The following is a 25,477-nucleotide window of genomic DNA, read 5'->3' as shown; positions in this document are numbered from 1 at the left end:
CAGCCTGAGGCCGATGAACCGCCCGAATATCCTCTGGATTGTCACGACCCAATGGCGGGCGCAGGCCACCGGTTACGCCGGTGACGCCAATGCGCTGACGCCGTGGCTGGACGGGCTGGCGAGCGAGGCGGTCAATTACACGCAGGCGGTGACGCCGCACCCGCTCGGGCCGCAGGCGCGGGCGGCGCTGCTGACGGGTCGGCTTGGCCCGGAGAACGGCGTGCGGGGGTATTGGGATGCGCTGCCGCCCGACGCGCGCACGGTCGCGCACGCGTTGAACGACCGGGGTTATGCGACGGCCTTTTTCGGGAAGTGGCACCTGGCGGAGCGCGACCGGTCGGCGGCGCTCGTGGGCGAGGCGCACGCGCGAATGATCGTGCCGCCGGAGCGGCGCGGGGGCTTTGGGCTGTGGGAAGGATTTGAAAGCGGCTTTTTGCTCAATGATCCGTGGCTGCACGGGACGCGGTTGCCGCAGCCGCAGCATTTCAAGGGGTATCAGGCGGACATCCTGGTCCAGCGGGTGGCGGAGTGGCTGAGGACCCCGCATACCCAGCCGACCTTCGGCGTGGTGAGCCTGGAGGCACCGCATCCGCCGTATCATGCGGTGGCCCCGCATGTGCGGGAGATGGCGCCGGCGGAGATCCGGCTGCGGGGGAACGTGCCGGCCGGCGGACCCATTGAGCGCCAGGCGCGCGAGGAACTGGCGGGTTATTACGCGCACATCGAGGCGACCGACCGGGCGATCGGGAAGCTCATCGCCGAGGTGGACCTGGCGGAGACGATCGTGGTGTTCACCTCGGTGCATGGCGACATGCACGGGAGCCACGGGCTTTTTCGGAAGGCGTGGCCATTTGAGGAGTCGGTGCGGGTGCCGCTGCTGATCAGAGGCCAGAGGCCGGAGAACCGGGGACGGATTGATCCGAGCCCGGTGAGTATTGCCGACCTGCCGCACATGGCGGTGGCGTGGGCGGAAGGGCGCGAGTGGCATTGCCGGCGGGACAGCGCGCTGATCTCGATGCCGAGCGCGACAGAGATTCCGCTGCAGTGTCCGGTGGCGTGGCGGGGGTTCCGCTCGGCGAAGCACAAGCTGGTGCTCAACGAGGATGGCGCACCCTGGCTCTATTTCGACCTCGAGCGTGATCCGCTGGAGTTGAAGAACCTGGCGGAGGATCCGGCGCGGGCGGGGGAGATCGCGGAGCTGGTGAAGCTGATGTAGGGCGGGGTCGCCGAACCCCGCCTTTGCCCGATGCTCGCGCCTCGTTCCCGGCGGGGTTCGGCGACCCCGCCCTACAGCCAGGCCGATCAGCCGGTGCGGTGGCCGAAGTGGCGCTGGATCATGGTCTGGAGTTCCTCGATCTTCACCGGCTTGGAAAGGTAGTCGTTCATGCCGGCGGCGAGGCAGGTCTCGCGGTCGCCGGGCATGGCGTTGGCGGTGAGGGCCACGATCAGGGGCAGGCGGTCCGGCGGCAGGGCGGCGCGCATGGCGCGCGTGGCCTCGAGACCGTCCATCACGGGCATCTGCAGATCCATGAAGACGAGGTCAAAGGGGCGGGAGGTGACGGCCTCGACGGCCTCGCGTCCGTTCGAGACGGCATCGGGCTGGTAGCCGAGGCGGGCGAGGTAGCCGAGGGCGACCTTCTGGTTCACGGGGTTGTCCTCGACGAGGAGGATCGAGAGCGGGATGGCCTCGGCGAGGCGGATGGCGGTGCCGGCGAGGTCGGAGGCGCCGGCCGTGACGCCAGCCCCGGCAGCCTGGGTGGCACGACGGAGCGCGTCGTGCAGCGGGTAGGGCTTGATGGGCTTGGGCAGGCGGAAGACCAGGGAGTCAAAGCTCTCGTCGCGTTTGGGGCTGCCGTGGGCGGGCACCAGCATGATGATCGGCAGGTTGGGCTGCAGGGCGCGGAGACGGGGGATGAGGCTGACCCCGGAGACGCCGGCCAGGTCCTGGTCCACGATGGCGGCGGCCAGGGGTTGGTCGCGAATGACGCTCATGGCCTCGTCCGGGGTGGCGGCGAGGAGCGGGCGAAGCGCCCAGCCCTCGAGCAGGTGGCGGAGGGCGGTGCGGTTCACCGGGTGATCATCGACCGCGAGGACCGCGCCGGTGGCCGGCAGCGGGGGAAAGAGGGGGGGCGTGTTGCCATCGGTGATGGGCACCGCGGTGGTCTGGATGCAGAAGTGGAAGCGCGAGCCCTGGCCGGGCACGCTCTCCACGTCGATCGAGCCGCCCATCATCTCGCAGAGGCGGTGGCAGATCGCGAGACCGAGCCCGGTGCCGCCGAACTTGCGGGTGGTGGAGGAGTCGACCTGGCTGAAGGGCTGGAAGAGCAGGTGCTGCCGGTCGGCCGGGATGCCGATGCCGGTGTCGCTGACGTAGAAATCGATGAGCAGGTTGCCCGCGGCGGGGTTGGCCGGGTTGTCGGCGATGACGCCGACCTCGATGGTGACGAAACCCGACGGGGTGAACTTGATGGCGTTGTTCATCAGGTTCACCAGCACCTGGCGGAGGCGGGTGATGTCGCCTAGGATGCAGGGCGGCACGGCGGGATCGAGGAAGTAGGCGAGTTCAATGTTCTTGGCGGCGGCCTGGGCCGAGAAGATATCGACGGCCTCCTCGACGCACTGGGCGAGCTCGAACGGCTGGTGCTCGAGCTCCATGCGGCCGGACTCGATCTTGGAGAAGTCGAGGATCTCGTTGATGATGGAGAGGAGGGCGTCGCCGCTGGTGCGGATGGTGCTGACGTAGTCGCGCTGCTCGGCGTTGAGGTCGGTGTCGAGCAGCAGGCTGGTCATGCCGATGACGCCGTTCATCGGCGTGCGGATCTCGTGCGACATGGACGCGAGAAACTCGGACTTGGCGCGCGAGGCGGCGTCGGCCTCTTCCTTGGCGCGGCGGAGCTGGTGCTCGGTCTCGATGCGCGCGCTGATGTTGGTGGAGATGGCGATGAAGTTCTCGAGGAAGCCCTCGTCGCCGATGACGGGCTGGAGCTCGAGGTGGATGTGGACGCGGCCGCCGTCGGCGGTGAGCTGGACGGCGTCGGTGGAGAGGGCGGTGCCCGCGGCGAGGGCGGCCATGAGGCGGTCGGGGGCGGCGGGGTCCTCGTCGGTGCCGGCGATGTGCTCGAGGAGGGGGCGGCGGACGGCGTCGGCGAGGGGGCGGCCGGTGAGGCGCGTGAAACTCTCGTTGACCCACTCGATGTGGCCGGTGGCGTCAGAGATGACGACGGCGTTGTCAGTCTTGCTGGCGACGAGGGAGAGCTTGCGGGACTCGGCCTGGCTGAGGCGGAGGGCCTCGTCGGCGCGCTTGCGCGCGTTGATGTTATGGACGGTGCCGAGGACGCGGCGCGGGTGGCGGGCGGCGGAGAAGGAGGTGCACTTGGCGCGGAAGGCGATCCAGAGCCAGTCGCCGGAGCGGAGGTGGACGCAGTGCTCGATCTCGATCAGCGGGGTCTCGTGGCGGAAGTGGGCGTCGATGACGGCGCGGACGGCGGGGCGGTCGTCGGGGTGGAGGAGGTTGAGCCAGCCGGTGCCGGTGGCCGGCATGTCGGCCGGGTCGGCGCCGATCATCTTCCACACGCTGGGGGTGCAGTAGACCTGGTCGCTCTCGACATCCCACTCGAAGACGCCGGCCTGGGTGGATTCGAAGGCGAGGTTGAGGCGTTCGTCGGCGGTCTTGAGGCGGGCCTCGATGCGGCGGCGTTCCTCGTTTTCCAGGCGGAGCTGGCGGCTGGTGGTCTCGGCGGCGCGCTGCCGGCGGAGGGCGGTCTGGGCGAGGTTGGTGACCAAGCCGAGGAGGATGCTGACGCCGACGCCGAAGAAGAGCGTGAGCTCGGGCAGGTACGGGCGGTTGGCGCCGACGAAGCCGGGCCGGGGGGTGAGGGTGATGATGAGCTGTTGTTCGTAGATCTCGTAGTGAGCGGTGCGGCGCAGACGGGGGTCCGGTTGGTCCTGGCCGGCGGCGGTCTGGTAGACGGGCACCGCGGCGGCTTCGTCGAGCCGGTTGCCGGGCGGTTCCACGGCCACGGTGGTCTGGTAGCGGGCCGAGAGCGTGAGCCGGCGGTCGATGCTCTCGAAGAAACGGTCGTAGTAGAATTCGCCCACGATGAATCCCTCCGGGCCGCCGGAGGCGACCACCGGGAGATAGACGGCAAAGGTGGGGGCCCGGCCGGGCTGCTCGAGCGGGGCGGCGACGGCGGGCGCGGCCCGCTGGTGCGCGGCCTTGAGGGCGGCGCGGCGGAGCGGATCGGAGCCATGGTCGTACGAGGGGGCGTCCTCGTTGCCGGCGAGCGGCCAGTACCACCGGGTGAGGAGGAGGCTGTCGGTCAGCTGGATGGAGCGGTAGCCGGGGAAGGATTTGACGAGCTCGGCGGCATCGCGTTGCCAGGTCTCCTGTTCCGAGCCGGCGGGGGTGCCGGTGCGGCGCGCGAGGCGGCTGAGCGCGCCGATCTGGCCCTCGGCCTCGCGGCTGAAGAGCGCCGCGATGTAATCCATGGTCAGTTGCGTGGTGCTGTGGAGGTAACTGAGCTCGCGCTGCCGGAGGCTGACCCAGAACGTGAGGGTGAGGGTGATGCCGCAGACCGTGACCGGCAGCCAGAGCCAGCGCGGACCGATCCCGGCGGCGGGTTGGGCCCGGGCGGCGAGGAGGATGAGGGCGGAGCCGAGCAGCAGGAGCAGGAGAGCGGAGTGGGGGCCAAGGCGGGCATATTCCTGCCAGGCGGCCACGGCGTTCAGGCCGTTGCGATAGGCGAGGAGGCCGGTGATGGCATACGCCAGGACGAGGGAGCCGAGCAGACCGAGCAGGACCGGCAGTTTTTCCTGTTTCGGGCGCGCGGCGAGCCAGGTTACCAGCAGGCCGGAGAGGGTGCAGACCAGGGCCAGGGCGGCGGGCATGCGGGCCACACCCGGACCGGCGACGAGCACCTCATGATGGGTCAGGAGGTTGTCCACGCCCCAGTCGAGACCGAGGGTATCCTGGAGCAGCGTGACGAGGCCCAGCAGGCTGGCGAGGGAGCCGAGGGACAGGCCGGTGCGCCGCCACTGCAAGCTGAAGGCGCATTGCGCCAGCCCGATGAGCAGCAGGCAGGCCGCGGCGTTGGCCGGCAGCGCAGCGTCGTAGGGCCGGGGCTGGACGAGATTAACCTGGCCGGTCCACCATGCCGTGAGGATCAGGAGGCCGCCGAGGGCGAGCAGGCCGAAGGGAGCCAGGGTGCCGTAAGGAAGCGGGGAGGGCTGGGGGCGGCTCGAAGTGGACGGCATGGGGCGCACCCATCTGCTAGGTGGGCCGCCGGGCCAAGGCAACGGTATTACCTGACTGGAGCCGCGTCAGGCGCCGGGGTGGCGGCCGTGGGGGCGGGGGCCGGAGCCGAGGGCTTGGAAGGATCCGTGCCGGTGCTGACCACCACCGACCATTTGGGATCCGCCAACTGGCCCGTGAGTTGCAGCTCGAGGATGCTGGTCAGCGGATTCATCACGAGGCTGACGGCGGCGGCGAGCAGGCTGCCGGGTTCCTCGTAGGGGCGGAAACGGGCGGAGAAATCCAGGGCGCTGGTGGCAAAGGTGTACTTGCCGCGCCCGTCGATCGCGGCGCTGGGGCCGGTGACCTTGAAGTTGGGGAAGAGCAATTCGCCATTCAGCAGATCGAAGTTGGTGCGGGCGGCGTCGAGCTTGAGCGACGAGAAGCTGAGGGAGAAGGTGCTGAGCACCTGGGAGAGCACGCCGAAGAGGTTGATCTCGCCGAGTTCGGCGCCCGTGAGCGCGGCGTGGCCGGAGCCCTTGAAGCTGGCCAGGTCGACCGGGTCGCCCAGGGCGGAGAGAGCGACGTCGAGGCGGCTGTTGGCGGCCTGCTTGACGAATTTCGCCTCGGTTTCCGGGGCGGGTATACCGGTGCGGTTGGCCTCGTACTCCTGGACGGCGCGGACCGTGCGCGACAGGTTCGCCTGGTTGAGGAACAGATCGAAGCCGAGGCGGCGCGCCCCAGACGGACCGCTCAGGGTGGCCTTGCCGGCCCCCGTGCCGCCGCCGGCGGAGAAGGAGACATTGGTGATCTGGACATCGGAGCCGCTCACCGCGCCCTGCACCTGGGCCGCCTCGAGCGGGAAGCCGTAATAGTGAAAGGGGTCGGCCACCCGGCCGGTGAAGTGGTATTCCGGCACGCCGGCGGCGATGGCGCCCCAGGCGTGGACCGACGGCGGGCGCGTGAAACGGAGCGAGGCCAGCACGTCGTCGGCCCGGCCCTCGAGCATGCGGCCGAGGACGGCGGGATCGGCGTCGGTGGTGAAGTCGAAGGCGAAGCGGGCGGTCTCGCGGGTGCCGGGCACGCCGACCCGCTGGAAGCTGCCGGCGAGGTGCTCGGTGCCACCGGCGCGGGTGGCCTGGACGGCGAGGCCGTGCGTGAACGAGGGCCGCACGAACACGGTGGCGTCCATCGCCTCGAAATCGCCGCCCCACACCGTGGCCCGGCTCGCCTGGGCGCGGATGAAGTTGGTGCTCAGCAGCGGTTTTTTCCAGCGTCCCTGCACGTCCACTTCCGCGGTGGGCGGTCCGCCGGCGAAGTTGAAATAGCGGTCCCAGAAAGCGGGCCACCAGTCGCCGCGGAACCAGCCGCTGATGGCGACGGGCCGCAGCGCGCCCCGGAGCAGCATGCGGTAGTCGGTCGTGATGAAATCCATCTCATAGGAACCGCGGGCGTGATTTTCCCCCATCGCGACCCGGGCCTCACTCGCCACGAAGCGGGTGCCGGCGATGTCGATCCGGCCGCGGGCGGAGGAGATGAGGACCCCGCGGGAGTCGATGCGCCCGGCGTCCGCCCAGGCGGTGAGGCCGGTAAAGCGCCAGCCGGGGGCGAGCACGGCGTCGGCGGCAAACGACACGGTATCCCCGAAGACGAAGAAAGGCGCGGCGCGCGGGGTATGGCGGGCGAGGGTGCGGTTGATGAAGGCGGGATCACCGCGACCGCTCGCGTGGATGCGGGCGGACTTTTCCGTCAGACCGGCCTCGACCTCGGCCGCGAGAAACTCGCCCTCGATCCGGGTCGCCAGGGTGGTGCGCAACACCGGCCAGGCGGCGAGATCGGCGTGGATGACCGGACCGGCGAGCGTGCCCTCGGGGGAGGTGACGGATCCGGCGGCCACCTCCAGGGAGAGGGCGCGGCCGGTGAAGCGGGCCGGCGACACCTCGGCCTGGAGCGTGGCGCGGAGGGTGTGGGCGGTGACCTCGCGCGGCCCGGTGAGGTGGCGGATCGCGAGCTGCACGGTCAGCGGCCGGCTGGCGGCGCCCCCGAGCGGCAAGGAGGTGCCGGCGGCCACCAGGCCGGCGGTGAAGGGTTGGTCCCACGGCCGGACTGCGCCGGTGGCGGTGAAGAGCACGGTGGCGCGGTTGGCGCCGGCGGCGTCGGTGTCGAGCTGCACGGCGAGGGCGGGATCCGCAAAGGCATTGAGCCGGTCCATGACGGGAGCCAGGCGACGCGCGGCCTGCAGGTATTGGCCGGCCAGACCGTCGAGGGCGGGGGCGGCCGCGCCCCGCCGGGGCGGGGTGAATTCGCCTTGGACGGTGAGCGCCAGCGGCCCCACGCGACCCGCGGCCTGGACCACCCGCCAGCGGTGGTCGTGGTGCCGGAGGGTGAGGGCGAGATCGCGCACCAGCGGCTCGGCGGTGCCGCCCGGCGCGAGGATGGCCGGCAGCAGCAGCGCCGCGCCCTCGATCTGGATTTCGGCGGGCGTCGTCTGGCCGGAGAGGAGGGACCAGAAATCGTGGCGCACGTAGAGCAGCCGGCAGGTGAGCAGGGGATCCTCAAACGCAGTGGTGTGGACCCGGACATCCTCGAGCAGGACCTTGCCGGTGGGGTCGAAGCGGGCCCGGCCAAACTTCAGGATCAGGCCGGAGCGCGCGAGTTCGACCTCGGTCCGGCGCAGGACATAGTCCGGGACCGGCAGTTCCTTCGCGAGGGCGATGTAGAGTAGCAGGACCAGCAGCGCGCCGAGGCCGATCCACAGCGTCCAGCAGAGCAACGTGACCACGCACGAGCCGCAGAAATGCAGGCCCGTCTTGAACCAGGAGTGGGTGGGCGCGGGGGACATGCGCGGAGTGACGACGAACCGGTCAGCGTTCGTCGCTCAATTCTTGGGCGCTGCCGGGGCCGGACTGGCGGCGGCCGGCTCCACGGGGCCGGGGTCCTGGGTGGCGGTGTAGGTCAGGGCGAAGAGGGCGTCGAGGAGGGGCTGGGTGACGGTGAAGACCACGCCGCCAAAGTCCGCGGTGCCGGCGACGAGCGTCATGCCGCCGAGGCGTTCGGTGAGCAGGAGGCTGGCGGGAATTTCCGGACCGCCGTTGAAGGTGACGCTGTAATCGAGGCGGTAGCGCCAGGGCCGGTTGCCCTCCGGCGTGTCGGCGTGGTCCGGCGAGAAGGCGTCGGCGGTGAACGCGGCGGCCCGAAGTTCGGTGAGCTGGGCGAGGATCGCGGCGAGGGCGGGGCGCGTCGCTTCCGGGGTGGCGGCGAGGGTGGCGGTCCAGGTCTGTTCGCCCTCCTTGATTTTTTGGGCGAAGACGGGAGTTCCGGTGGTGAGGTCCACCAGGCTGACAGTGGTGAGGAGGGCGCCCTCAGGCAGCTTGCGCAGGAGACGGTGCCGGAAGTGCCGGGCGAGGACGGGGGTATCCTCGATGATGTCGGGCAGGATCTCGTAGACGAACGGGGGGTTGGTGAGCCGGGCGAAGGCGGTGCCGGTGGTGCCGGGATCGACGCCGACCTGGAGGACGAGGGTCGAGGGCGCGCGGCCGTCGAGGCCGCCGCCGGTGGTGAGGCCGAGGGTGATCTCACGCTCGGGCTCGGTGAACCCGTACTTTTCGACATCCGCGGCCGAAGGCGCGTCACTGAGAAACTTGACGACGGAGAGGCGCTCGAGCCGGCCGAGCAGGTCGCGGATCACGTCGGGGTCCGCGGCCGTGGTAACCGGGGCCTGGCCGTCGGCGCGGGTGATGAGCTGCCAGGCGCCGGGGGCGGGCGCGGCGACCGCGGGACCGCCGGAGGCGGGCGCGGTCTCGAGCTTCTGCAGCGAGAGCGCGGGCTGGTTGGGCGCGCGCAGGTTGAGCGAGGTGACCGTGGCGGGGTCGAAATCGAGCACGTGCCGGTCACGCAGCTCATCCTGGGAGGCGCGCAGCACCTCGAGCAGGTGGGCGGGGACGGCGGTGGTGAAGACGACGTTCTTGTCCTCGAAGCGGGCGTAGTATTCCCCGGGGGTGGCGGCCGAGCCGAGCAGGAGCGTCTCGCGGCGGGCGTTGCCCTCGAAGGTGACGCGGAGGGAGGGCGAATCGAGGCCGGTGCGGTCGGCTTCCGAGCGGTCGAGGAAGGACTTCGCGGTGAGGGCGTTCAGGGCGTTGATGGTGACCTCGACATTGGCCTTGTTGGCGCGGGCGAGGATGGGGGTCTCGAAGCCCCAGCGGCTGGCGTTGTCGCGGCGGAGGCGGACCTTCAGGTTGGACGGCGGCCCGGTCTGGATGTTGAGGGAGCGGACCTCGAAGACGGGGATGGTGAAGAGGGTGTCGGTGCGGAGGTCGGCGAGGGCCATGCCCACGCTCTCGGCGAGGCTGCGGCTGACGACGTGGATGCGCTCGGTGTCGGGGGAGAGGAGGTAGAGGCGGTTGCCGGTGCGGGTGTCGGCGCCGATGAGCAGGCGGAAGCTTTTGCCGGCGGCGGTGAGGTCGACGGTGAGGGCGGGCTCGGCGAGGCCGTAGTCGGCGAGCGTCTGGCCGCTCTTGGGCAGGTCGGCGACGAGGAAGCTGGTCTCATGCTCAAGGAACTGGAGCTCGTTGTGGAGACGGGAGACGGCGTTGGGGTTGGCCGGCCACTCGTAGGGGGCGGTGAGCCACCAGGCGTCGCCCTTTTTCTCCAGTTTCACGGTGGCGCCGTCGGAGGTGGTGCGGGTGAAGGACTCGAGGCTGGCGATCTCGGCGGGGAGGACGCGGCGGCGGGCCTCGAGGGTGGCGCGCTCGGCGCGCCATTTCTCCTCGAAGCGGAAGATGTAGAAGAACAGGACAACGTTCAGGAAGAGGAGGACGACGGTGACTTTGGAGCGCATGGGGGCGGTTAGTTGCGGCGGGTCCAGTAGACGACGAGGCCGAGGGCGGCGACGAGGCCGGGGAGGCCGAGCAGGAGGCCGAGGCGGAGGCGGACGAGTTCCTCGGCGCTGAGCGCGAGCTGGAAGCGGTCGATGGGGCGGACGGGAATGTTGAGGCGGTTCTCGCGCTCGACGGCCCAGTTGACGGTGGCGAGGAAGAGGTTGAGGTTGCCGATGGAGATGATGCGGTCGTTGCTCACGAGGTCGGCGGTGCCGAGCACGGCGAGGCGCCCGCCGCGGACGCTGAGCGGGAGGTTGGCGGGCTTGAGGCGCTCGGAGATGACCATGACCCCGAGCTCGCCCTTGAGGTCCTGGCCGGGGGTGTACTCGAAGCTCTTGAGGCGGTAGCTGGTCTCGCCCCAGGCCTCCGGGCTGGTGGCGATGAGGCGCTTGACGCTGAGGCCGTCGTCGAGGGAGCGGCCGAGGTCGTCGCTGACCACGCGGGCGGGCCCGACGATGGCGACCATGCCGTTGTTCATGAGGTTGTCGGTGATGCGGCTGGCGGGATCGCGGGTGAAATTCCACAGGCGCACGTCGTTGTTCTCCGTGAGGCTGCGCGGGTCGAGGTCGATGAGGACGTTGTCGTAGACGATGACGCCCCAGTCGAAGGTGAGGTTCTCGAGGCCGTGGGCAACGCCCGGGTCAAGGAGGACGATGAGGCGGCCGGCGCGGGTGGTGAGGTAGTCGCGGAGGAGCAGTTCCTCGAAGGGCTTGATCGGGCCCTGGGGGGAGGCGATGACGACGAGGGCGGCGTCGTCGGGGATCTTCCGGGTGAGGCTGAGGTCGAGGCCCGCGACCTCGTAGTTGCGCTGGCGGAGCTCGTCGCGCAGGTCGGAGAGGCCGCGGCGGCGGTCCACGTCGTCGGGCCGCATCTCGCCGTGGCCGGAGAGGAAATAGATCTTCTTCTTCTCGGCGCTGGAGACGTCGAGCAGGGCGGCGGTGAGGGTGGCCTCGCCGTGGAAGCCCTCGCGCTGGAGGTCGCGGGTGGTGTAGAAGTCGCCGAGGGTGAGCACGCGGCGGTGGCGGTCGGTGAGGAGGATGACCTGGTTGGGCTGCTCGAGCCCGAGGGCCTCGGCCTCGCGGCGGTGCTGGTAGATGTCGAGCTCGCGGACCGCGATGCGGCCCTTGGTGCTGTTGCGGGTGTGGTAGGTGTACTCGCGGAGGAGGGCGCTGATGTCGCGGCGGGCCTGCTCGAGCTCGTCATCATCGGCGTCGTCGGAGATCGTGACGATGATGCGGACGTCGCGCTCGAGCTCGGTGAGGTAGGCGCGGGTTTCGGCGGAGAGGGAGTGGCGGCGGTTGGCAGTGAGGTCGAAGCGCCAGGCGTGGTTGAGGGCGATGTAGTTGAGCCCGGCGAAGAGAGACAGGAAGAGGCCGGCCTGGAGGATCAGGTTGATGAACCGGATCCAGCGGGCGGCGCGGAAGCTGTCGTAGTTGGCCATGGGCTCAGCTGTTCAGGATCTTCGCCTCGACGCCGAGGATGCTGAAGAGGAGGGCGAGGATGGATCCGGTCAGGTAGAAGAAGACCTGCCGGGTGTCCACGATGCCGTGGGTGAAGTCGTCGACGTGGCCGGGGATGCGCAGGCCCTCGAGGGTGGTGCGCATGGGAGAGAGGAAGTCCTGGTTGAGGGCGCCGAGCTCGCTGACGTAGCTGAGGCCGCCGATGAGGGCGAGCAGCAGGGTGAAGCTGAGGATGCCGGCCACGGCCTGGCTGCGGGTGACCGCGCTGGCGAGGATGCCGACGGCGATGAAGAGCAGGCCGCTGATCGCGACAAAGAGGTAGCCGCCGATGAGCGGGCCGGAGTCGAGGTAACGGACGTCACGCGCGTAGACCTGGAGGATGTAGTGGAAGCCGAGGGTCGTGGCCCAGAGGAGGACGTAGAAGAGGTAGGCGGCGGAAAACTTGCCGAGCACGACCTCGGTGGTGCTGACGGGGGTGGTGAGCAGGGTTTCGAGGGTGCCGAGGCGGCGTTCCTCGGCGAAGGATTTCATGGTCAGCAGCGGGACCATGAAGAAGACGGGAATCCAGAAGAGCTGGAAGAAGACGACGGCCGGCGGGGTTTCTTGGGGGGTGCGGCTGTAGTCGTCGAGGATCCCGGTGAAGATGAAGCCCATCACCAGCAGGAAGAGCACGGCCGCGATGTAGGTGCTGGGGTTGTAGAGCAGCGCCCGGATCTCATGGGAGAGGATGGTGAGGTAGTGGCGCATGGAAAAAGGCAGAAGGAGGAATTAAGAAGGAGGAAGTAAAGGCGGACAGGCGGGCGTTGGTCGGTGTTTCTTAATTCTTCCTTCTTACTTCATACTTTCGGCAGCGGGGCGCGGCTGGCGCCCTCGGTGGGTTTCTGGTCGGGGAGGCGGGCGTCCCAGCTGCGGCGGGTGGCGGCGAGGAAGACATCCTCGAGCGAGGGGTGGGCGTGGCCGAGGGAGCGGACGCGGTAGCCGCGAGCGGGGAGCCCCAGCAGGAGCTTTTCGCCGAGGTCCTCCGGGGCCTCGGTCAGCAGGGTGGCCGTGGCGAAGCCATCGGGGCCAAGTTCGCCCAGGCCGGAGAGACGGAGGGTGGGGTCGAGGGCGGTGAGGTCGGCGGCGAGGCGGGTGGTGTCGCCGGCCAGTTCGACCCGGTAGGTGGTGTGGCCGAACATCTCGCGGCGAAGGTCGGCGGGGGAGCCCGAGGCGACGATGCGGCCGCCGTTGATGATCAGGACGCGGTCGCAGGTTTCCTCGATCTCGGGGAGGATGTGGCTGGAGATGATGACGCTCATGCGGCCGCGGAGGCTGGCGATGAGGTTGCGCACGATGATGATCTGGTGCGGGTCGAGGCCGATGGTGGGCTCGTCCATGATGATGACGGCGGGTTCGGCGAGGATGGCCTCGGCGATGCCGACGCGCTGGCGGTTGCCCTTGGAGAGGCGGCCGAGGATGCGGTGGCGGTTGCGCTTGAGGTCGCAGAGCTCGAGGACCTCGTCGATGCGGGCGCGGAGCTTGGCGCGGGGCATTTCCTTGAGGCGGCCGCGGAACCAGAGGTACTCGGAGACGCGGAGGTCCTCGGGGAGGGGGTTGTTCTCCGGCATGTAGCCGATGTGGCGGCGGGTGGCCTCGGGGTGGCTGGCGACGGGCAGGCCGCAGATGCGCACGGATCCCGCGTTCGCGGGCAGGTAACCCGTCAGGATGCGCATGGTCGTGCTCTTGCCCGCGCCGTTGGGGCCGAGCAGGCCGACGATCTCGCCGCGCTTCACGGTGAAACTCAGGTTGTTGACCGCAGTCAGCGAACCGTAGGTTTTGACGAGATTGGAGACCTCAATGGTGTTGTCGGGAATATCGGCCATGCCGCGGGTGCAAATGCAGAGTTAGACGGGGAATCCGACCGCCCCGCAAGCCTCGTGTATCAGGGCTGGCGGCTGAGCGTGACCTCGCCGGCGCGGAAGCGTTCCGTACGGCCGGCGGCGGTGCGCACGAGGAGGGAGCCCTCGGCGTCGATGCCGGTGGCGGTGCCGGTGACCGTGCGGTCACCCTGGGTGACGGCCACGGGCTGGTTGCGGAGGAGGTCGAAGCGGGTCCAGAGCTCGGTGAATTTGTCGCGGTAGTCGTTTTCGACAAAGCGGGCGCAGGCGGAGAGCACGCGGCCGATCAGGGCGGCGGCGAAGCGGTTGACGTCGACCGGGGCGCCGGCGGCCTCGGCCAGCGAGATGGCGGAGTGCTGGAGTTCCCGGGGCAGGTCGGCGGCTCGGGCGTTGAGGTTGAGGCCGAGGCCGAAAACGAGGTCGTGCACCTCGTCGGCGTCGATGCGGGCCTCGGTGAGCATGCCGCCGGCCTTGCGGCCCTGGAGGTGGACATCGTTGGGCCACTTGAGGCCGGGCTCGATCGAGCAGAAGTTGGCGATCAGCTCGCAGACGTTGAGGCCCATCCACAGGGTGAAGTCTTGGAGCCGGGTGGGCTCGAGCTTGGGGCGGAAGACGAAGGTGCCGTAAAGGTTGCCGGCGGCCGGGCTGTGCCAGACGCGGCCGCGGCGGCCGCGGCCCTGGGTTTGCTCGCGGGCGAGGATGACGAGGGGGGTGCGGCTGCCGGCGGCGAGGTGGCGCTCGGCCTCGGTGTTGGTGCTGTCGACCCGATCGAGGGTGATGAGGGTGGGGGTGCGGGTGCGGCCGGCGAGATGGGCCTGGATGAGGGATTGGTGGAGCTGGGGCGGGAAGCCGGCCAGCCGGTAGCCGCGGCTGCGGGCGGCCTCGAACACGAAACCCTGCTTGGTCAGCTTCTGGAGCTGCATCCAGACCGCGACGCGCGAGAGCCCCAGTTGCTTGGCGAGTTTGGTGCCCGAGACGTAGCCGGTGTCGGCGGCGAGGAGCTCGCGGAGGATGGTGACTTCGGTCTGGGACATGAAAATAGCGTGGCGGGGCGGCGCGGGGACGCTAACAAAGTGATTAACAATGGGCGTGCAAATGTCATCTGAGGAATTTGCCCGGGGCGGCGAGCCGGCGGCGACGGCGGGCCCGGCGTTGCGGGCGCTGTGGTTCGACGCGCGCGGCGAGTGGGAGCAGGCGCACACCCTGGCGCAGGCCGCGGGTGATCGGGACGGGGCGTGGGTGCATGCGTACCTGCACCGCAAGGAAGGGGACGAGATGAACGCCGGTTACTGGTATGCGCGGGCGGGGCGGCCGGCGGCGACGGGGGATCTCGCGGCCGAGTGGGCGGAGATCGTGCGGACGCTGCTCAGAGCGGCACGTTGAAAGCAGGCGCGGGCAGCGGGGACGAGCGGCGAGTCGCGAACCGATGCTGATGAGTGGTTCGTGGTGCCTGCGACCAGGCCGCCCACCGGGGGGCGCGGTCAGTACGGACCGAACTCGAACCAACCCGCCCGGAGGTCGGGTTCCACCTTGGGGTTACGGGCGGGTGATCGCTTCCTTGAGGGCCTTGGCCTCGGCGGGGTCGGCGGACTCGAGGGCCTTGGAGATATTCAGCACGTCGGCGGTGAGGGCCGCGTTCTTTTCCCGCTCGTTTTCCTCGAGCGCGCGCTGGGCGAGGGATTGGCCGAAGAGGGGCAGGGTGAATTTGTTCAGCGCCTGGTCGAGCTGGGAGAATTTCTGTTTGGCGAGCAGGTTGCCGTAATCCTTGGAAGAGTGGACGATCTCGGCGTTGAGGCGCGGGCGGGGCTTCTGCTTCACCGTCATGGTGGGCAACACGAGGAGGTCGGGATCGGCGGCGGGCTGGTCGAGTTTCTTCGGCTCGGGCGGCGGCGGCGGGTCGTAGGCCGGCAGGCCGGGGAGGAGGGTGGCGGGTCGCACGGCGGGGGTGGGAGCGGGCGGGGCGGGAGCGGCGGGTTCCGGCGCGGCGACGGTGGCCGGAGCGGGTACAACCGGGGGCGGGGTGACCGGGGTGTCATCCGCGAGCGCGGGCACGGCCAGGGCGAGGATCAGGAGGCCCAGCGTGGTCGTGGTTTTCATGGGGAAAGCGTATTCAGGTTGTCGGATCTATCGAGTGAAAAACCCGGTGAGCGGGGTCCTAGCGTTTTTCCAGGCCGCCGGCGGGCCGCGTGGTCCAGGTGTTGTCCATTTCCTGTTCGTATTTTTGGCGGGCCCCGGGGTCGAGGGTTGAGCCGGCGTCGATGACGTTGCGCAACCGGTCGAGTTCCCGTTGGCGATAGATCGAGTGGCCGCGGGCGGCTTTGGAGGGGCTCAGGAGGGGGATGGTGAAGGAGTTCAGCAGGTAGTTCAGCGGGCCGTCCTTGGCGATCTCGTCGAGATAGATGTTCTCCATCTTACGCTTGAAATCGCGCCGGCTCATGAGCTGGTCGGCGGCGTCGGCGGGGAGGCGTTTCTCCTTCACGATGAGCTTGGGCAGGATAAGGACGTTGGGGTCGGTGGTTTGGGTGGCGGAGTCGGCTTCGCCGGCGGGCGCGGGTGCCGGGGGCGTGAACGCCGGCAGGCCCTCGCGGATTTTGGCGGAGATTTCGCGGGAGATGATCCCATCCGCCGGTGCGGCCGCCGGGGCGGACGTCACCAATCCGACGGAGAGGAGCAGGAGGGTTCCAGCCGGTTTCATCGGAGGGTAGGGGTTGGAACGGTCAATTGACGGTCGGTTCCCTTTAATTGCACCCATCCAACCCGTCCGGAGGCCGGGTGCCACCGGCGGCTTACTTCAGGGAGTCGGCCAGGGCGCGGAGGCGCGGCCACTGGGATTCGGGGATGGCGGCGCCGAGGTGCTGGACGCATTCGCCGCCCAAAGCGGAACCGAGGGCGCCGGCGCCCGCGAGGGACTTGCCGCGCAGGTAGCCGTAGAGGAAGCCGCCGGCCCAGGCATCGCCGGCGCCGGTGGTGTCGGCCACGCGGGTCACGCTGACGGGGGCAATGCGGTGGAGTTCGGAGCCGCGGGCGACCCAGGCGCCGTCCTTGCCGATCTTGACGGCGGCGATGCCACCGAAGGCGGCGAGTTCGCGGGCGTAAGTGTCGTAGCTGGCCTCGTGCTGGAAGAGGGCCTTGGCCTCGTCCTCGTTGGCGAAGACGATGTCGACCCCCTGCTTGAGCTGGGCGAGGATCCAGTCGCGGGCGACGTTGACGACCTCGAAGGAGGAGAGCTCGAGGCTCAGGGTGCAACCGGCAGCGCGGGCGGTGTCGGCGACCTTCTGGGCGAGGGTGGGGTTGAAGAGGAGATAGCCCTCGATGTGGGCGTGCTTCGCGCCGTGGAAGTCCGCGACGGAGATCGAGTCGGGGTTGAGGGTCATAGCGGCACCGAGGTGGGTGCGCATGGTGCGCTGGCCGTCGGCGGTGACCATGGACAGGCAGCGGCCGTGGGGCAGGTTGGTGCGCTTGAAGCGGGAGCCGTCGCCGCCGGCCGCCACGAAGTTGGCGCGGTAGTCCTCGGCGGTCTTGTCGGCGCCGGTCATGCCGACGTAGGTGGTGCGCAGGCCGAGCTTGGTGGCGCCGAGCACGGCGTTGGCGGCGGAACCGCCGGGGGTCATGGCCACGGCGCCGCCGAGGCGGCCGAGCAGGCGGGCGATGTCGTCGTCGTCCACCAGCACCATGCCGCCGATGTCACCCGGGACGTGGGCGCGCAGGAAGGCATCGTCCACGTGGGCGATGAAATCCATGATGGGGTTGCCGATGCCGAGGAGCTCGAAGGAGGAGGACATGAACCGGAAGGAAGAAGGAAGAATTAAGAAGGAGGAAGGGAAAATCGGCCCACGAAACACACGAATTACACGAAAAGGGGAAGTTGGATTTTGTTGGAGGGCGGGATCGCCGAATCCCGCCCGGGACCTGATATCGCGCTCGCACGAAGGCGGGATTCGGCGATCCCGCCCTACAACCTCAGGTCACGGTCAGGTTGGTGGCGAGGATCGGGTCGTCGTCGACCTCGATGACGATGGCGTAGTCGCCGGGTTGGTCGAAGCGGAGGTTGCGGAGCTCGTTGATGAGGTTGATGCGATGCAGGGGCGACTGGGACTCGAACTCGCGGGCGATGAGCTCGACGGGGTTGGCGGGATTGAGGCCCATGGACATCCTGATGCGGTGGGTGCCGGGCTGGACATCGGTGAGGGTCAGGAACCACACCATGTAGGGGTGGGTGACGGGGAAGGAGCGGGCCTTGATGTTGGAGAAGACGCCGAGGATGGTGTGCTTGCCCGAGGCGGGGTCGAGGTGGACGCCGTCGCAGGTGATCCAGGCCAGGAGGGAGGGTTTGGACTGCACGGGGCGAGGCTTGGGCCAGCAGGGGCAAGTTCCAAGTGCCAAGTACAGGGGGATGTCGGGGCGGGCGAGGGCCTAAATGGAGGCCCGGCCACCTTTTTCTTGTGTATGGAAAACGCGCCCGATTTAACGGCATCCGTGAAGTATATTTTCGTCACGGGCGGTGTGGTTTCATCCTTGGGCAAAGGACTCACGGCGGGGGCGCTGGGCGCCCTGCTGGAGATGCGCGGGCTGACCGTGCGCATCCAGAAGTTCGATCCCTACCTGAACGTGGATCCGGGCACGATGAGCCCGTTCCAACACGGGGAGGTCTACGTCCTGGATGACGGCGCGGAGACTGACCTGGATCTCGGCCACTACGAGCGGTTCACCTCGGGCAAGCTTTCCCGCGCCAACAGCCTGTCGTCGGGCCAGATCTACGAGGCCGTGATCGCCAAGGAGCGGCGCGGTGACTACCTCGGCAAGACCGTGCAGGTGATCCCGCACGTGACCAACGAGATCAAGGAGCGCATTTACCGGGGCGGCAAGGGTGTAGACGTGCTGATCACCGAGATCGGCGGCACCACCGGCGACATCGAGGGGCTGCCCTTCCTGGAGGCCTTGCGCCAGTTCGCGCTGGAGGTCGGGCCCAAGGAGTGTGTTTTCATCCACGTGACGCTGGTGCCCTTCGTCACGGCGGCAGGCGAGTTGAAGACCAAGCCCACGCAGCAGAGCGTGGCCAAGCTGCGCGAGATCGGCATCCAGCCGCACCTGCTGGTCTGCCGCTGCGAGAAGCCGCTGACGCTGGAGATGCGCGAGAAGCTTTCGATGTTCTGCAACGTGCCGGTGAAGGCCGTGTTCGCCGCGGAGGACGTCGAGTCCTCAATCTACGAGCTGCCCGGCATGCTGCAGAAGCAGGGCATGGACCAGCACGTGTGCGAGCTGCTGGGCATCAAGGCCCGGCCGAACCCGAAGAACATCTGGGCCGACATCGTGCACCGCATCAAGTCGCCCAAACACACCGTGAAGATCGGGGTCGTGGGCAAGTACATCGAGCTGCAGGACGCCTACAAGTCCGTCTACGAGTCCCTGGCCCACGCCGGCATCGCCAACCACGCCCACGTGGAGGTGATCCGGGTCGACGCCGAGGAGCTGGAGACGAAGACCGGCCTGAAGCAGCTGAGCCAGCTCGACGGCATTTTGGTGCCGGGTGGTTTCGGTGACCGCGGCATCGAGGGCAAGATCGCCGCCGCCGGCTACGCCCGCCAGAATCTCATTCCCTATTACGGCCTGTGCCTCGGCATGCAGGTCGCCGTGATCGAATACACCCGCAATGTGCTCGGCCTGAAGAAGGCGAACTCGATGGAGTTCGAGCCGGACACGAAAGAGCCGGTGATCGCCCTCATGGACGAGCAGCGCAACGTCGTCCAGAAGGGCGGCACGATGCGCCTAGGCGCCTACGCCTGCTCGCTCAAGCCCGGTACGCTGGCGCGCAAGGCCTACGGCACGGACACGGTGACCGAGCGCCACCGTCACCGTTACGAGGTGAACAACGACTACATCGAGCGGTTGGAGAAAGCCGGCATGGTCATCTCCGGCTGGAACCCCAAGCGCGGCCTGGTCGAGATCACGGAGATCAAGAAGCACCCGTGGTTCCTCGGCGTGCAGTGCCACCCGGAGTTCCAGTCCAAGCCCAACAAGGCGCACCCGCTCTTCGCCGCCTTCATCGCCGCGGCGATCAAGAACCAGAAGAAAAAGAAGTAAGAGTTAAGAAGGAAGAATCACGGCATGCTCTTCGACCCCAAGCGGCTGCTCCTCATTGCCGGGCCTTGTTCCTTGGAGAACGAGGCGGTCTGCCGGAGCGTGGCGGAGGGCTTGGTGAAGCTCGGGAAGAAACACCGCGAGCTGAACATCGTGTTCAAGGGCTCGTTCGACAAAGCCAACCGCACCTCGCTGGGCGGCCGCGGCACCGGGTTGAAGGAAGGGCTGCGGCTGCTCGCGCTCATCAAGCGCGAGTACGGTTTCCCGGTCCTGACCGATATCCATGAACGGCCGCAGTGCGCGCCGGTGGCGAAGGTGGTTGATGTGCTGCAAATCCCCGCCTTCCTCTGCCGGCAGACCGATCTGCTGCTCGCCGCGGCCAAGACCGGCGCGGTGGTGAACGTGAAGAAGGGGCAGTTTCTCTCGCCGCAGGAAATGGAATTCGTGGTGGGCAAGCTGAAGCAGGGCCGCGCCACCGAGATCTGGCAGACGGAACGCGGCACGACCTTCGGCTACCAGAATCTCGTCGTGGACATGCGCAGCTTCGCGCAGATGAAGGCGCTGGGCTATCCGGCGATCTTTGACGCCACGCACAGCGTGCAGCTGCCCGGGGCGGGCGGTGGCAAGAGCAGCGGTCGACGCGAATTTGTGGCGCCGCTGGCGAAGGCCGCGCTGGGGGCGGGGGCCGACGGACTCTTCATCGAGACGCATCCCGACCCGGACAAGGCGATCTCGGACGGACCCAACATGGTGCCGCTGGCTGAGCTGCCGGCGCTGATCGCGACGTGCGTCGCGGTGTGGAAGGCTGCGCGGAGCTGAGTTTTTCACGCAAAGCCGCCAAGACGCAAAGATCAGGCGTCAGGCAATCCCAACACGACCCGGTGGATGCCATCTTTAATCAATGGTGCCCCAAAATTGATCAGTAATCCAAGCTTCTTGCCGGTCAGCTTAAGGTAAGTTTTGAGCTGTTTCTTGTGCGAGGGATGCAAGTCCTCGACTGATTTGAGCTCGATGATGACCTTGTCATTTATGATCAGGTCAGCACGGAAACCCTCGTCAAATCGAATACCGCGGTGCTCAAAGGAGATGGGTTGCTGGCGGACAACCTTGAATCCGCGGTGCTCAAGCTCGCAAGCCAGCAGTGTTTCATAGACGGATTCGAGCAAGCCCGGTCCAAGTTCGACATGCAGCTGGAACGCCGCATCGACCACAGCCCGGGAGATTTCATTCTCCGTCATTGCTTTGCGTCTTGGCGGCTTTGCGTGAAACCGGTTCAGCCACCCAGTTCGTGGCTCAGGATGCTCAGGGCGTAGAGGGCGGCGGTGTCGCTGCGGAGGACGAGCGGGCCGAGGGTTACCGGCACGAAGCCGGCGGTGAGGGCCGCGGTCATCTCGGCCGGGGAGAAATCACCCTCGGGTCCGACCAGCCAGAGGGCGGAGCGCGGGGCGTGGCCGTGCTTCCGCGCGTAGGTGGCAAGGGCGGTTTTGAGGGTGGTCGTCCCGGCGTGCAGGCTGGCGATCAGCCGGAGCTCGTTTTCCGGCGGCGCGGCGAGGAAGGTGGCGAGGGATTGGAGCGGGGAGATGGCCGGCAGCCAGGGGTTGCCGCATTGTTTGGCGGCCTCGATGGCGGTGGTGCGCCATTTCTCGATTTTCTTGTCGGCGCGATCCGCGTCGAGGTGAACCTGAGTGCGCTCGCTGAGCAGCGGGATGAGGCGGGCCGCGCCGACCTCGGTGGCCTGGCGGACGATGTCGTCCATCGTGGCGCCCTTGGGCAGGGCCTGGGCGAGGGTGAGGGAAAACGCGCGGGTGGCGGCGGGCCGGGCTGCCTTCACGCGGAGCACGGTGGCGGCCTTGGCCGGGTCCACGCACTCGGTGAGCCATTCCTGGCCGTGGCCATCGAAGGCCGTGACGGGATCGCCGCGGCCGCAGCGGTTGACGGTCACGAGGTGGTGGCTCTCGTCCGCGCCGAGCCGGATCTCCGCCGCGCCGGCGGGAACATCGGGAGCGTAGGCACGGAAGTCGGGCATAACGCGACGATTACGTCGCGAAGTAACAAGTGCCAAGTAACAAGTGACAGGAGGCGGATCGAGGCTCGACCATGCCGGGCCTGATACTTGTCACTTGACCCTTGATCCTTCGTTTTCCGGTCGCCGGAAAACGAACAGGTGATTGAGGCCGAGCTGGAAGGTCGAGTGGTGTTCCAGCTCGAGCCCGCCCGCGCGGAAGATCGGGTCGGTGTCCGCCGGCTTGAAGCCGTGGTGTTCCTCGAGACTCATGCCGTCGGCGAGGCCGAGGCGGACGAGGGTGTGGACGATGTCGTCCACGCGCGGGGAGGGGACGGTCATGATAAGGCGGCCGCCGGGGGTGAGCAGGCGGCGGGCCTCGCGCGCGAGGGGGGCCTTGTCGCGGATGTGTTCCAGGGTCGCGAGGAGGATGATGGCGTCGAAGCGACCGACGGGGTAGTCGAGCGGCTCGGCGAAGGGGATGGCGCGCAGGGTGAAGGTGGCCGCGGTGCGCGGCCGGGCGAGGGGATCGAGGCCGACGCTGTCGGTGATCGCCGGGCCGAGGCGGTCGAAGAACTCGCCCTGGTGGCAGCCGACGTCGAGGACGCGGGCGCCGGGCTTCAGCCACGCGCGCACCTTGCGTTCACGCCAGGACTGGAGGAAGCGGTCGACGGCTTTCATGCGGATTTCGCCTTAACTCAACCAGCCCCGGAGGGATTGGCCACAAAAAGGCGCAAAAAAATCAAGCCGCGGCTCGCGCCCTCAAAGAACCGTTGGGCGCGCGGGATATCAACGGCAGCGGGACGAGTGCCTTGTGGTGACTCTTGGTGGGTAAACCTCCGTCAAAATCGGGGTGGACTTTGCGGGGGGCGGGGGGTTTCTTGCCGGTCGCAGTCGCCCGGGTGGCGGAATTGGCAGACGCAGTGGACTCAAAATCCACCGACCTCTAAAGTCTTGTGGGTTCGACCCCCACCCCGGGCACCAGCTTAATCGCCGTTGATCGCGGCCGGCGGGTTTTTAAAAGCATGACTCCGCGAAAAGAAAAGGCGCCCGGCCGCAGGGTTTGCGGGGGCGCCGTGAGTGGCGGGACGGGCAGGTCGCTCAGCCGAGGTCGGTGCGGTCGGCGTTCATCACCTTGGTCCAGGCGGCGACGAAGTCGCGGACGAATTTCCCCGCGGCGTCGCGCTCGGCGTAGACTTCGGCGAGGGCGCGGAGCTGCGAGTTTGAGCCGAAGACGAGGTCCACGCGGGTGCCGGTCCACTTCACGTCGCCGGTGGCGCGGTCGCGGATCTCGAACAGCTCCTCGGCGGGCGAGGTGGGTTTCACCTCGTTGGCCAAGTCGAGCAGGTTGACGAAGAAGTCGTTGGTGAGCGTCTCGGGACGCGCGGTGAAGACGCCATGCGGCGACTTGCCGTGGTTGGCATTGAGCACGCGCAGGCCGCCGACGAGGACGGTCATCTCCGGCGCAGTCAGGCTCAGCAGCTGGGCGCGGTCGACGAGGAGCTGCTCGGCGGGGAGCGTGAAGCGGGTCTTCTGGTAGTTGCGGAACCCGTCCGCCACCGGCTCGAGCGGGGCGAAGGCCTCGGCGTCGGTCTGCGCCGCGGAGGCGTCCATGCGTCCGGGGGTGAAGGGGACGGTCACATTCTGCCCGGCTTTCTGCGCCGCCTGCTCGAGGGCGGCGGAACCGCCGAGGATGATGAGGTCGGCGAGGGAGATTTTCTTGCCGCCGGTCTGGGCCGCGTTGAAGGCCTGCTGGATGCCTTCGAGAGTCTTGAGAACCTTGGCGAGGCGGGCGGGCTGGTTGGCTTCCCAGTCCTTCTGGGGGGCGAGGCGGATCCGGGCGCCGTTGGCGCCGCCGCGCTTGTCGGAGCCGCGGTAGGTGGAGGCGGAGGCCCAGGCGGTGAACACGAGCTCCGAGACGGCCAGGCCGGAGGCGAGGATCCGGGTCTTGAGGGCGGCGATATCCGCGGCGTCGACGAGCGGGTGGTCGACGGCGGGGATCGGATCCTGCCAGAGCAAATCTTCGGCGGGCACCTCCGCGCCGAGGTAGAGGGCCTTCGGGCCCATGTCGCGGTGCGTGAGCTTGAACCAGGCGCGCGCGAAGGCGTCGGCGAACTGGTCCGGGTGATCGAGGAAGCGGCGGGAGATTTTCTCGTAGGCGGGATCGACGCGCAGGGCGACGTCGGTGGTGAGCATGGTCGGCCGGTGCTTCTTGGCGGGGTCGTAGGCGTCGGGGACGGTGGCTTCGGCGTCCTTGGCGACCCACTGGTGGGCGCCGGCGGGGCTCTTGGTCAGCTCCCATTCGTAGCGGAAGAGGTTTTCGAAGTAGTTGTTGCTCCACTTGGTTGGCGTGGTGGTCCAGATGACCTCGAGCCCGCTCGTGATGGTGTCGGCGCCCTTGCCGCTGGCGTAGGTGCTGGCCCAGCCCAGGCCTTGGGCGGCGAGGCCGGCGGCCTCGGGCTCGCGGCCGACGTGGGTGGCGGCAGCGGCGCCGTGGGTCTTGCCGAAGGTGTGGCCGCCGGCGATGAGGGCGACGGTTTCCTCGTCGTTCATGGCCATACGGGCGAAAGTCTCGCGGATGTCGCGGGCGGAGGCGAGCGGGTCGGGCTGGCCGTTGGGGCCCTCGGGGTTGACGTAGATGAGACCCATCTGCACGGCGGCGAGCGGATTCTCGAGCTCGCGGTCGCCGGCGTAGCGCTTGTCACCGAGCCAGGTGGTTTCCGAGCCCCAGTAGACATCCTCCTCGGGTTCCCAGACGTCGGCGCGACCGCCGCCGAAGCCGAAGGTTTTGAAACCCATGGACTCGAGGGCGCAGTTGCCGGTGAGGATCATGAGGTCGGCCCACGAGATCTGCTTGCCGTATTTCTGTTTGATCGGCCAGAGCAGGCGGCGGGCCTTGTCGAGGTTGGCGTTGTCCGGCCAGCTGTTGAGCGGGGCGAAGCGTTGCTGGCCGGCGCCGGCGCCGCCGCGGCCGTCGGCGGTGCGGTAGGTGCCCGCGCTGTGCCAGGCCATGCGGATAAAGAACGGGCCGTAGTGGCCGAAGTCGGCGGGCCACCAGGGCTGCGAGTCGGTCATGAGGGCGACGAGATCCTTTTTCAGGGCGGCCAGGTCGAGTTTTTTGAACTCAGCCGCGTAGTCGAAATCCGGTCCCATGGGATCGGAGAGGGCCGAGTTCTGGTGGAGGATGCGGAGATTGAGCTGGTTCGGCCACCAGTCGCGGTTGGACAGGCCGCCGGCGCTCGTGGGGGCGGGGGGCGGGGTGGTGCCGTGGAGGTGGGGGAAGGGGCATTTGCCGCCGGGGGATGCAGGATGGGATTCCATGATGGTAAGGTGAAAGTGATGCCGAGGTTTGCCAGAAAGTCTACCGTGGCCGGGCAGTTAGCCGGTCCGGAAACGACGCGGGCTGAGTGGCGGGGGGCCGGAATGGGTACGCGGGCGGGGGAGCGTAGTAGGCCCGGCACTGGACCGGGCGACGGGAGGTTATAGTTCGCCCGTGGGGTGGGCGGGGGGCTTTGGGGCCGCGGGCGGCGTGGGTTGGACGGAGGGCTGGAGCAGAAAGTCTGTGAAGTCGTTGTGGATGTCGGGGTGCGGTCGGTCCTGTTTGTAGATCTGCAGGATGCGGCCGTGCTCGTAGTCGGTAGTGGGAATGACCTGGGGTTCCTCCCCGGGGAGGAAGATGGCGGTGTAGGCGCGCTGGCGGGCGACGAGGCGGCGGATGACGATCACGGCGCGGAGCATATCCGGCTGGGCCTTTTTTGCCAGTGACAAGGGGCCGGACCGTGCCCGCCGAATATTCCTCTCTGTTGCCGCGAAATTTCACCCTCTCCGCCCGGCTGAATTTCTGATTTGGTGCAGGTAACCTCCTGGGTGTGGCGCTGGGGGACGGCCGGGCCATCGGCCGGCTCCCAGCGCCTTGCTCTGTCTTCGTCACTTCTTTCCTCCCTCTCCGGCAA

At 68.4% G+C, this 25,477-nt stretch carries 20 protein-coding genes and 1 tRNA gene; 5 read left to right on the top strand and 16 right to left on the bottom strand.

What is annotated here, in order from left to right; all coding sequences use genetic code 11:
- Positions 1–13 precede the first annotated feature (13 nt).
- Positions 14–1,216: a sulfatase-like hydrolase/transferase gene (locus Verru16B_RS00715; protein WP_083269992.1), complete on the top strand. Its 1,203-nt coding sequence runs from the start codon at positions 14–16 to the stop codon at positions 1,214–1,216.
- 86 nt (positions 1,217–1,302) lie between these two features.
- Here the strand turns inward: Verru16B_RS00715 and Verru16B_RS00710 are convergent, their stop codons facing one another.
- The 7 genes from Verru16B_RS00710 to Verru16B_RS00680 form a co-directional block, all read right to left on the bottom strand.
- Positions 1,303–5,253 (bottom strand): response regulator, encoded by a 3,951-nt coding sequence (locus tag Verru16B_RS00710; protein WP_069960490.1) that lies wholly within the window; start codon positions 5,251–5,253, stop codon positions 1,303–1,305.
- A 47-nt stretch (positions 5,254–5,300) separates the two neighbouring features.
- On the bottom strand, positions 5,301–8,072 hold the full coding sequence (locus Verru16B_RS00705) for an AsmA-like C-terminal region-containing protein (RefSeq protein ID WP_069960489.1): 2,772 nt from the start codon (positions 8,070–8,072) through the stop codon (positions 5,301–5,303).
- A gap of 36 nt (positions 8,073–8,108) precedes the next feature.
- Complete coding sequence (locus tag Verru16B_RS00700; protein ID WP_069960488.1) at positions 8,109–10,067, bottom strand: DUF4340 domain-containing protein; 1,959 nt, start codon at positions 10,065–10,067, stop codon at positions 8,109–8,111.
- 8 nt (positions 10,068–10,075) lie between these two features.
- The gene (locus Verru16B_RS00695) at positions 10,076–11,548 is read right to left on the bottom strand and encodes a GldG family protein (RefSeq protein WP_069960487.1); all 1,473 of its coding nucleotides are present in this window, start codon (positions 11,546–11,548) and stop codon (positions 10,076–10,078) included.
- A gap of 4 nt (positions 11,549–11,552) precedes the next feature.
- Entirely contained in the window at positions 11,553–12,314 is a 762-nt protein-coding gene (locus Verru16B_RS00690) for an ABC transporter permease (protein WP_069960486.1), read from the bottom strand.
- 89 nt (positions 12,315–12,403) lie between these two features.
- Positions 12,404–13,429 (bottom strand): ABC transporter ATP-binding protein, encoded by a 1,026-nt coding sequence (locus Verru16B_RS00685; RefSeq protein WP_083269991.1) that lies wholly within the window; start codon positions 13,427–13,429, stop codon positions 12,404–12,406.
- A 59-nt stretch (positions 13,430–13,488) separates the two neighbouring features.
- Positions 13,489–14,478 (bottom strand): biotin--[acetyl-CoA-carboxylase] ligase, encoded by a 990-nt coding sequence (locus Verru16B_RS00680; RefSeq protein WP_069960485.1) that lies wholly within the window; start codon positions 14,476–14,478, stop codon positions 13,489–13,491.
- Between the two features lie 61 nt (positions 14,479–14,539).
- Between Verru16B_RS00680 and Verru16B_RS00675 the strand changes: the two genes are divergently transcribed.
- On the top strand, positions 14,540–14,827 hold the full coding sequence (locus Verru16B_RS00675) for a hypothetical protein (RefSeq protein WP_069963531.1): 288 nt from the start codon (positions 14,540–14,542) through the stop codon (positions 14,825–14,827).
- Positions 14,828–14,980: 153 nt separating this feature from the next.
- Here Verru16B_RS00675 and Verru16B_RS00670 read toward each other — a convergent pair whose 3' ends face one another.
- From Verru16B_RS00670 to Verru16B_RS00655, 4 genes are all read right to left on the bottom strand, one after another.
- Entirely contained in the window at positions 14,981–15,541 is a 561-nt protein-coding gene (locus Verru16B_RS00670) for a hypothetical protein (protein WP_069960484.1), read from the bottom strand.
- 58 nt (positions 15,542–15,599) lie between these two features.
- Positions 15,600–16,139: a hypothetical protein gene (locus Verru16B_RS00665; protein WP_069960483.1), complete on the bottom strand. Its 540-nt coding sequence runs from the start codon at positions 16,137–16,139 to the stop codon at positions 15,600–15,602.
- Positions 16,140–16,230: 91 nt separating this feature from the next.
- A complete protein-coding gene (locus tag Verru16B_RS00660) occupies positions 16,231–17,226 on the bottom strand; it encodes an adenosine kinase (protein WP_069960482.1) in 996 nt (331 codons plus the stop codon).
- Positions 17,227–17,404: 178 nt separating this feature from the next.
- Positions 17,405–17,785 carry a DUF6941 family protein gene (locus Verru16B_RS00655; protein WP_069960481.1) on the bottom strand — a complete coding sequence of 127 codons (381 nt, stop codon included), beginning with the start codon at positions 17,783–17,785 and terminating at the stop codon, positions 17,405–17,407.
- A 105-nt stretch (positions 17,786–17,890) separates the two neighbouring features.
- Between Verru16B_RS00655 and pyrG the strand changes: the two genes are divergently transcribed.
- Positions 17,891–19,525, top strand: a complete 1,635-nt coding sequence (gene pyrG / locus Verru16B_RS00650; protein WP_179947401.1) for a CTP synthase — start codon at positions 17,891–17,893, stop codon at positions 19,523–19,525.
- 24 nt (positions 19,526–19,549) lie between these two features.
- Complete coding sequence (gene kdsA, locus Verru16B_RS00645) at positions 19,550–20,341, top strand: 3-deoxy-8-phosphooctulonate synthase (RefSeq protein WP_069960480.1); 792 nt, start codon at positions 19,550–19,552, stop codon at positions 20,339–20,341.
- 32 nt (positions 20,342–20,373) lie between these two features.
- Here kdsA and Verru16B_RS00640 read toward each other — a convergent pair whose 3' ends face one another.
- From Verru16B_RS00640 to Verru16B_RS00630, 3 genes are all read right to left on the bottom strand, one after another.
- Positions 20,374–20,760: a GxxExxY protein gene (locus Verru16B_RS00640; RefSeq protein ID WP_069960479.1), complete on the bottom strand. Its 387-nt coding sequence runs from the start codon at positions 20,758–20,760 to the stop codon at positions 20,374–20,376.
- Positions 20,761–20,795: 35 nt separating this feature from the next.
- Positions 20,796–21,548 (bottom strand): RsmE family RNA methyltransferase, encoded by a 753-nt coding sequence (locus tag Verru16B_RS00635; RefSeq protein WP_069960478.1) that lies wholly within the window; start codon positions 21,546–21,548, stop codon positions 20,796–20,798.
- Between the two features lie 90 nt (positions 21,549–21,638).
- On the bottom strand, positions 21,639–22,205 hold the full coding sequence (locus tag Verru16B_RS00630) for a class I SAM-dependent methyltransferase (RefSeq protein WP_069960477.1): 567 nt from the start codon (positions 22,203–22,205) through the stop codon (positions 21,639–21,641).
- A 215-nt stretch (positions 22,206–22,420) separates the two neighbouring features.
- Between Verru16B_RS00630 and Verru16B_RS00625 the strand changes: the two genes are divergently transcribed.
- A tRNA-Leu gene (locus tag Verru16B_RS00625) sits at positions 22,421–22,508 on the top strand.
- Positions 22,509–22,625: 117 nt separating this feature from the next.
- Here Verru16B_RS00625 and katG read toward each other — a convergent pair.
- Both katG and Verru16B_RS00615 read right to left on the bottom strand, forming a co-directional pair.
- Positions 22,626–24,845 (bottom strand): catalase/peroxidase HPI, encoded by a 2,220-nt coding sequence (katG, locus tag Verru16B_RS00620; RefSeq protein WP_083269990.1) that lies wholly within the window; start codon positions 24,843–24,845, stop codon positions 22,626–22,628.
- Positions 24,846–25,004: 159 nt separating this feature from the next.
- Positions 25,005–25,292 (bottom strand): hypothetical protein, encoded by a 288-nt coding sequence (locus Verru16B_RS00615; RefSeq protein WP_157772095.1) that lies wholly within the window; start codon positions 25,290–25,292, stop codon positions 25,005–25,007.
- Between the last annotated feature and the right edge of the window lie 185 nt (positions 25,293–25,477).

Source organism: Lacunisphaera limnophila, from assembly GCF_001746835.1.
Lineage (GTDB): Bacteria > Verrucomicrobiota > Verrucomicrobiia > Opitutales > Opitutaceae > Lacunisphaera > Lacunisphaera limnophila.
Note: the sequence above shows the minus strand (reverse complement) of the source record. Positions and strands in the feature narration are given on the sequence as shown.

Bases quoted from the DNA above. Each gene is read 5' to 3' on its own strand.
- Verru16B_RS00715 (WP_083269992.1), top strand. From the start codon at position 14: ATGAACCGCCCGAATATCCTCTGGATTGTCACGACCCAATGGCGGGCG.
- Verru16B_RS00710 (WP_069960490.1), bottom strand. From the start codon at position 5,253: ATGCCGTCCACTTCGAGCCGCCCCCAGCCCTCCCCGCTTCCTTACGGC.
- Verru16B_RS00705 (WP_069960489.1), bottom strand. From the start codon at position 8,072: ATGTCCCCCGCGCCCACCCACTCCTGGTTCAAGACGGGCCTGCATTTC.
- Verru16B_RS00700 (WP_069960488.1), bottom strand. From the start codon at position 10,067: ATGCGCTCCAAAGTCACCGTCGTCCTCCTCTTCCTGAACGTTGTCCTG.
- Verru16B_RS00695 (WP_069960487.1), bottom strand. From the start codon at position 11,548: ATGGCCAACTACGACAGCTTCCGCGCCGCCCGCTGGATCCGGTTCATC.
- Verru16B_RS00690 (WP_069960486.1), bottom strand. From the start codon at position 12,314: ATGCGCCACTACCTCACCATCCTCTCCCATGAGATCCGGGCGCTGCTC.
- Verru16B_RS00685 (WP_083269991.1), bottom strand. From the start codon at position 13,429: ATGGCCGATATTCCCGACAACACCATTGAGGTCTCCAATCTCGTCAAA.
- Verru16B_RS00680 (WP_069960485.1), bottom strand. From the start codon at position 14,478: ATGTCCCAGACCGAAGTCACCATCCTCCGCGAGCTCCTCGCCGCCGAC.
- Verru16B_RS00675 (WP_069963531.1), top strand. From the start codon at position 14,540: ATGTCATCTGAGGAATTTGCCCGGGGCGGCGAGCCGGCGGCGACGGCG.
- Verru16B_RS00670 (WP_069960484.1), bottom strand. From the start codon at position 15,541: ATGAAAACCACGACCACGCTGGGCCTCCTGATCCTCGCCCTGGCCGTG.
- Verru16B_RS00665 (WP_069960483.1), bottom strand. From the start codon at position 16,139: ATGAAACCGGCTGGAACCCTCCTGCTCCTCTCCGTCGGATTGGTGACG.
- Verru16B_RS00660 (WP_069960482.1), bottom strand. From the start codon at position 17,226: ATGTCCTCCTCCTTCGAGCTCCTCGGCATCGGCAACCCCATCATGGAT.
- pyrG (WP_179947401.1), top strand. From the start codon at position 17,891: ATGGAAAACGCGCCCGATTTAACGGCATCCGTGAAGTATATTTTCGTC.
- kdsA (WP_069960480.1), top strand. From the start codon at position 19,550: ATGCTCTTCGACCCCAAGCGGCTGCTCCTCATTGCCGGGCCTTGTTCC.
- Verru16B_RS00640 (WP_069960479.1), bottom strand. From the start codon at position 20,760: ATGACGGAGAATGAAATCTCCCGGGCTGTGGTCGATGCGGCGTTCCAG.
- Verru16B_RS00635 (WP_069960478.1), bottom strand. From the start codon at position 21,548: ATGCCCGACTTCCGTGCCTACGCTCCCGATGTTCCCGCCGGCGCGGCG.
- Verru16B_RS00630 (WP_069960477.1), bottom strand. From the start codon at position 22,205: ATGAAAGCCGTCGACCGCTTCCTCCAGTCCTGGCGTGAACGCAAGGTG.
- katG (WP_083269990.1), bottom strand. From the start codon at position 24,845: ATGGAATCCCATCCTGCATCCCCCGGCGGCAAATGCCCCTTCCCCCAC.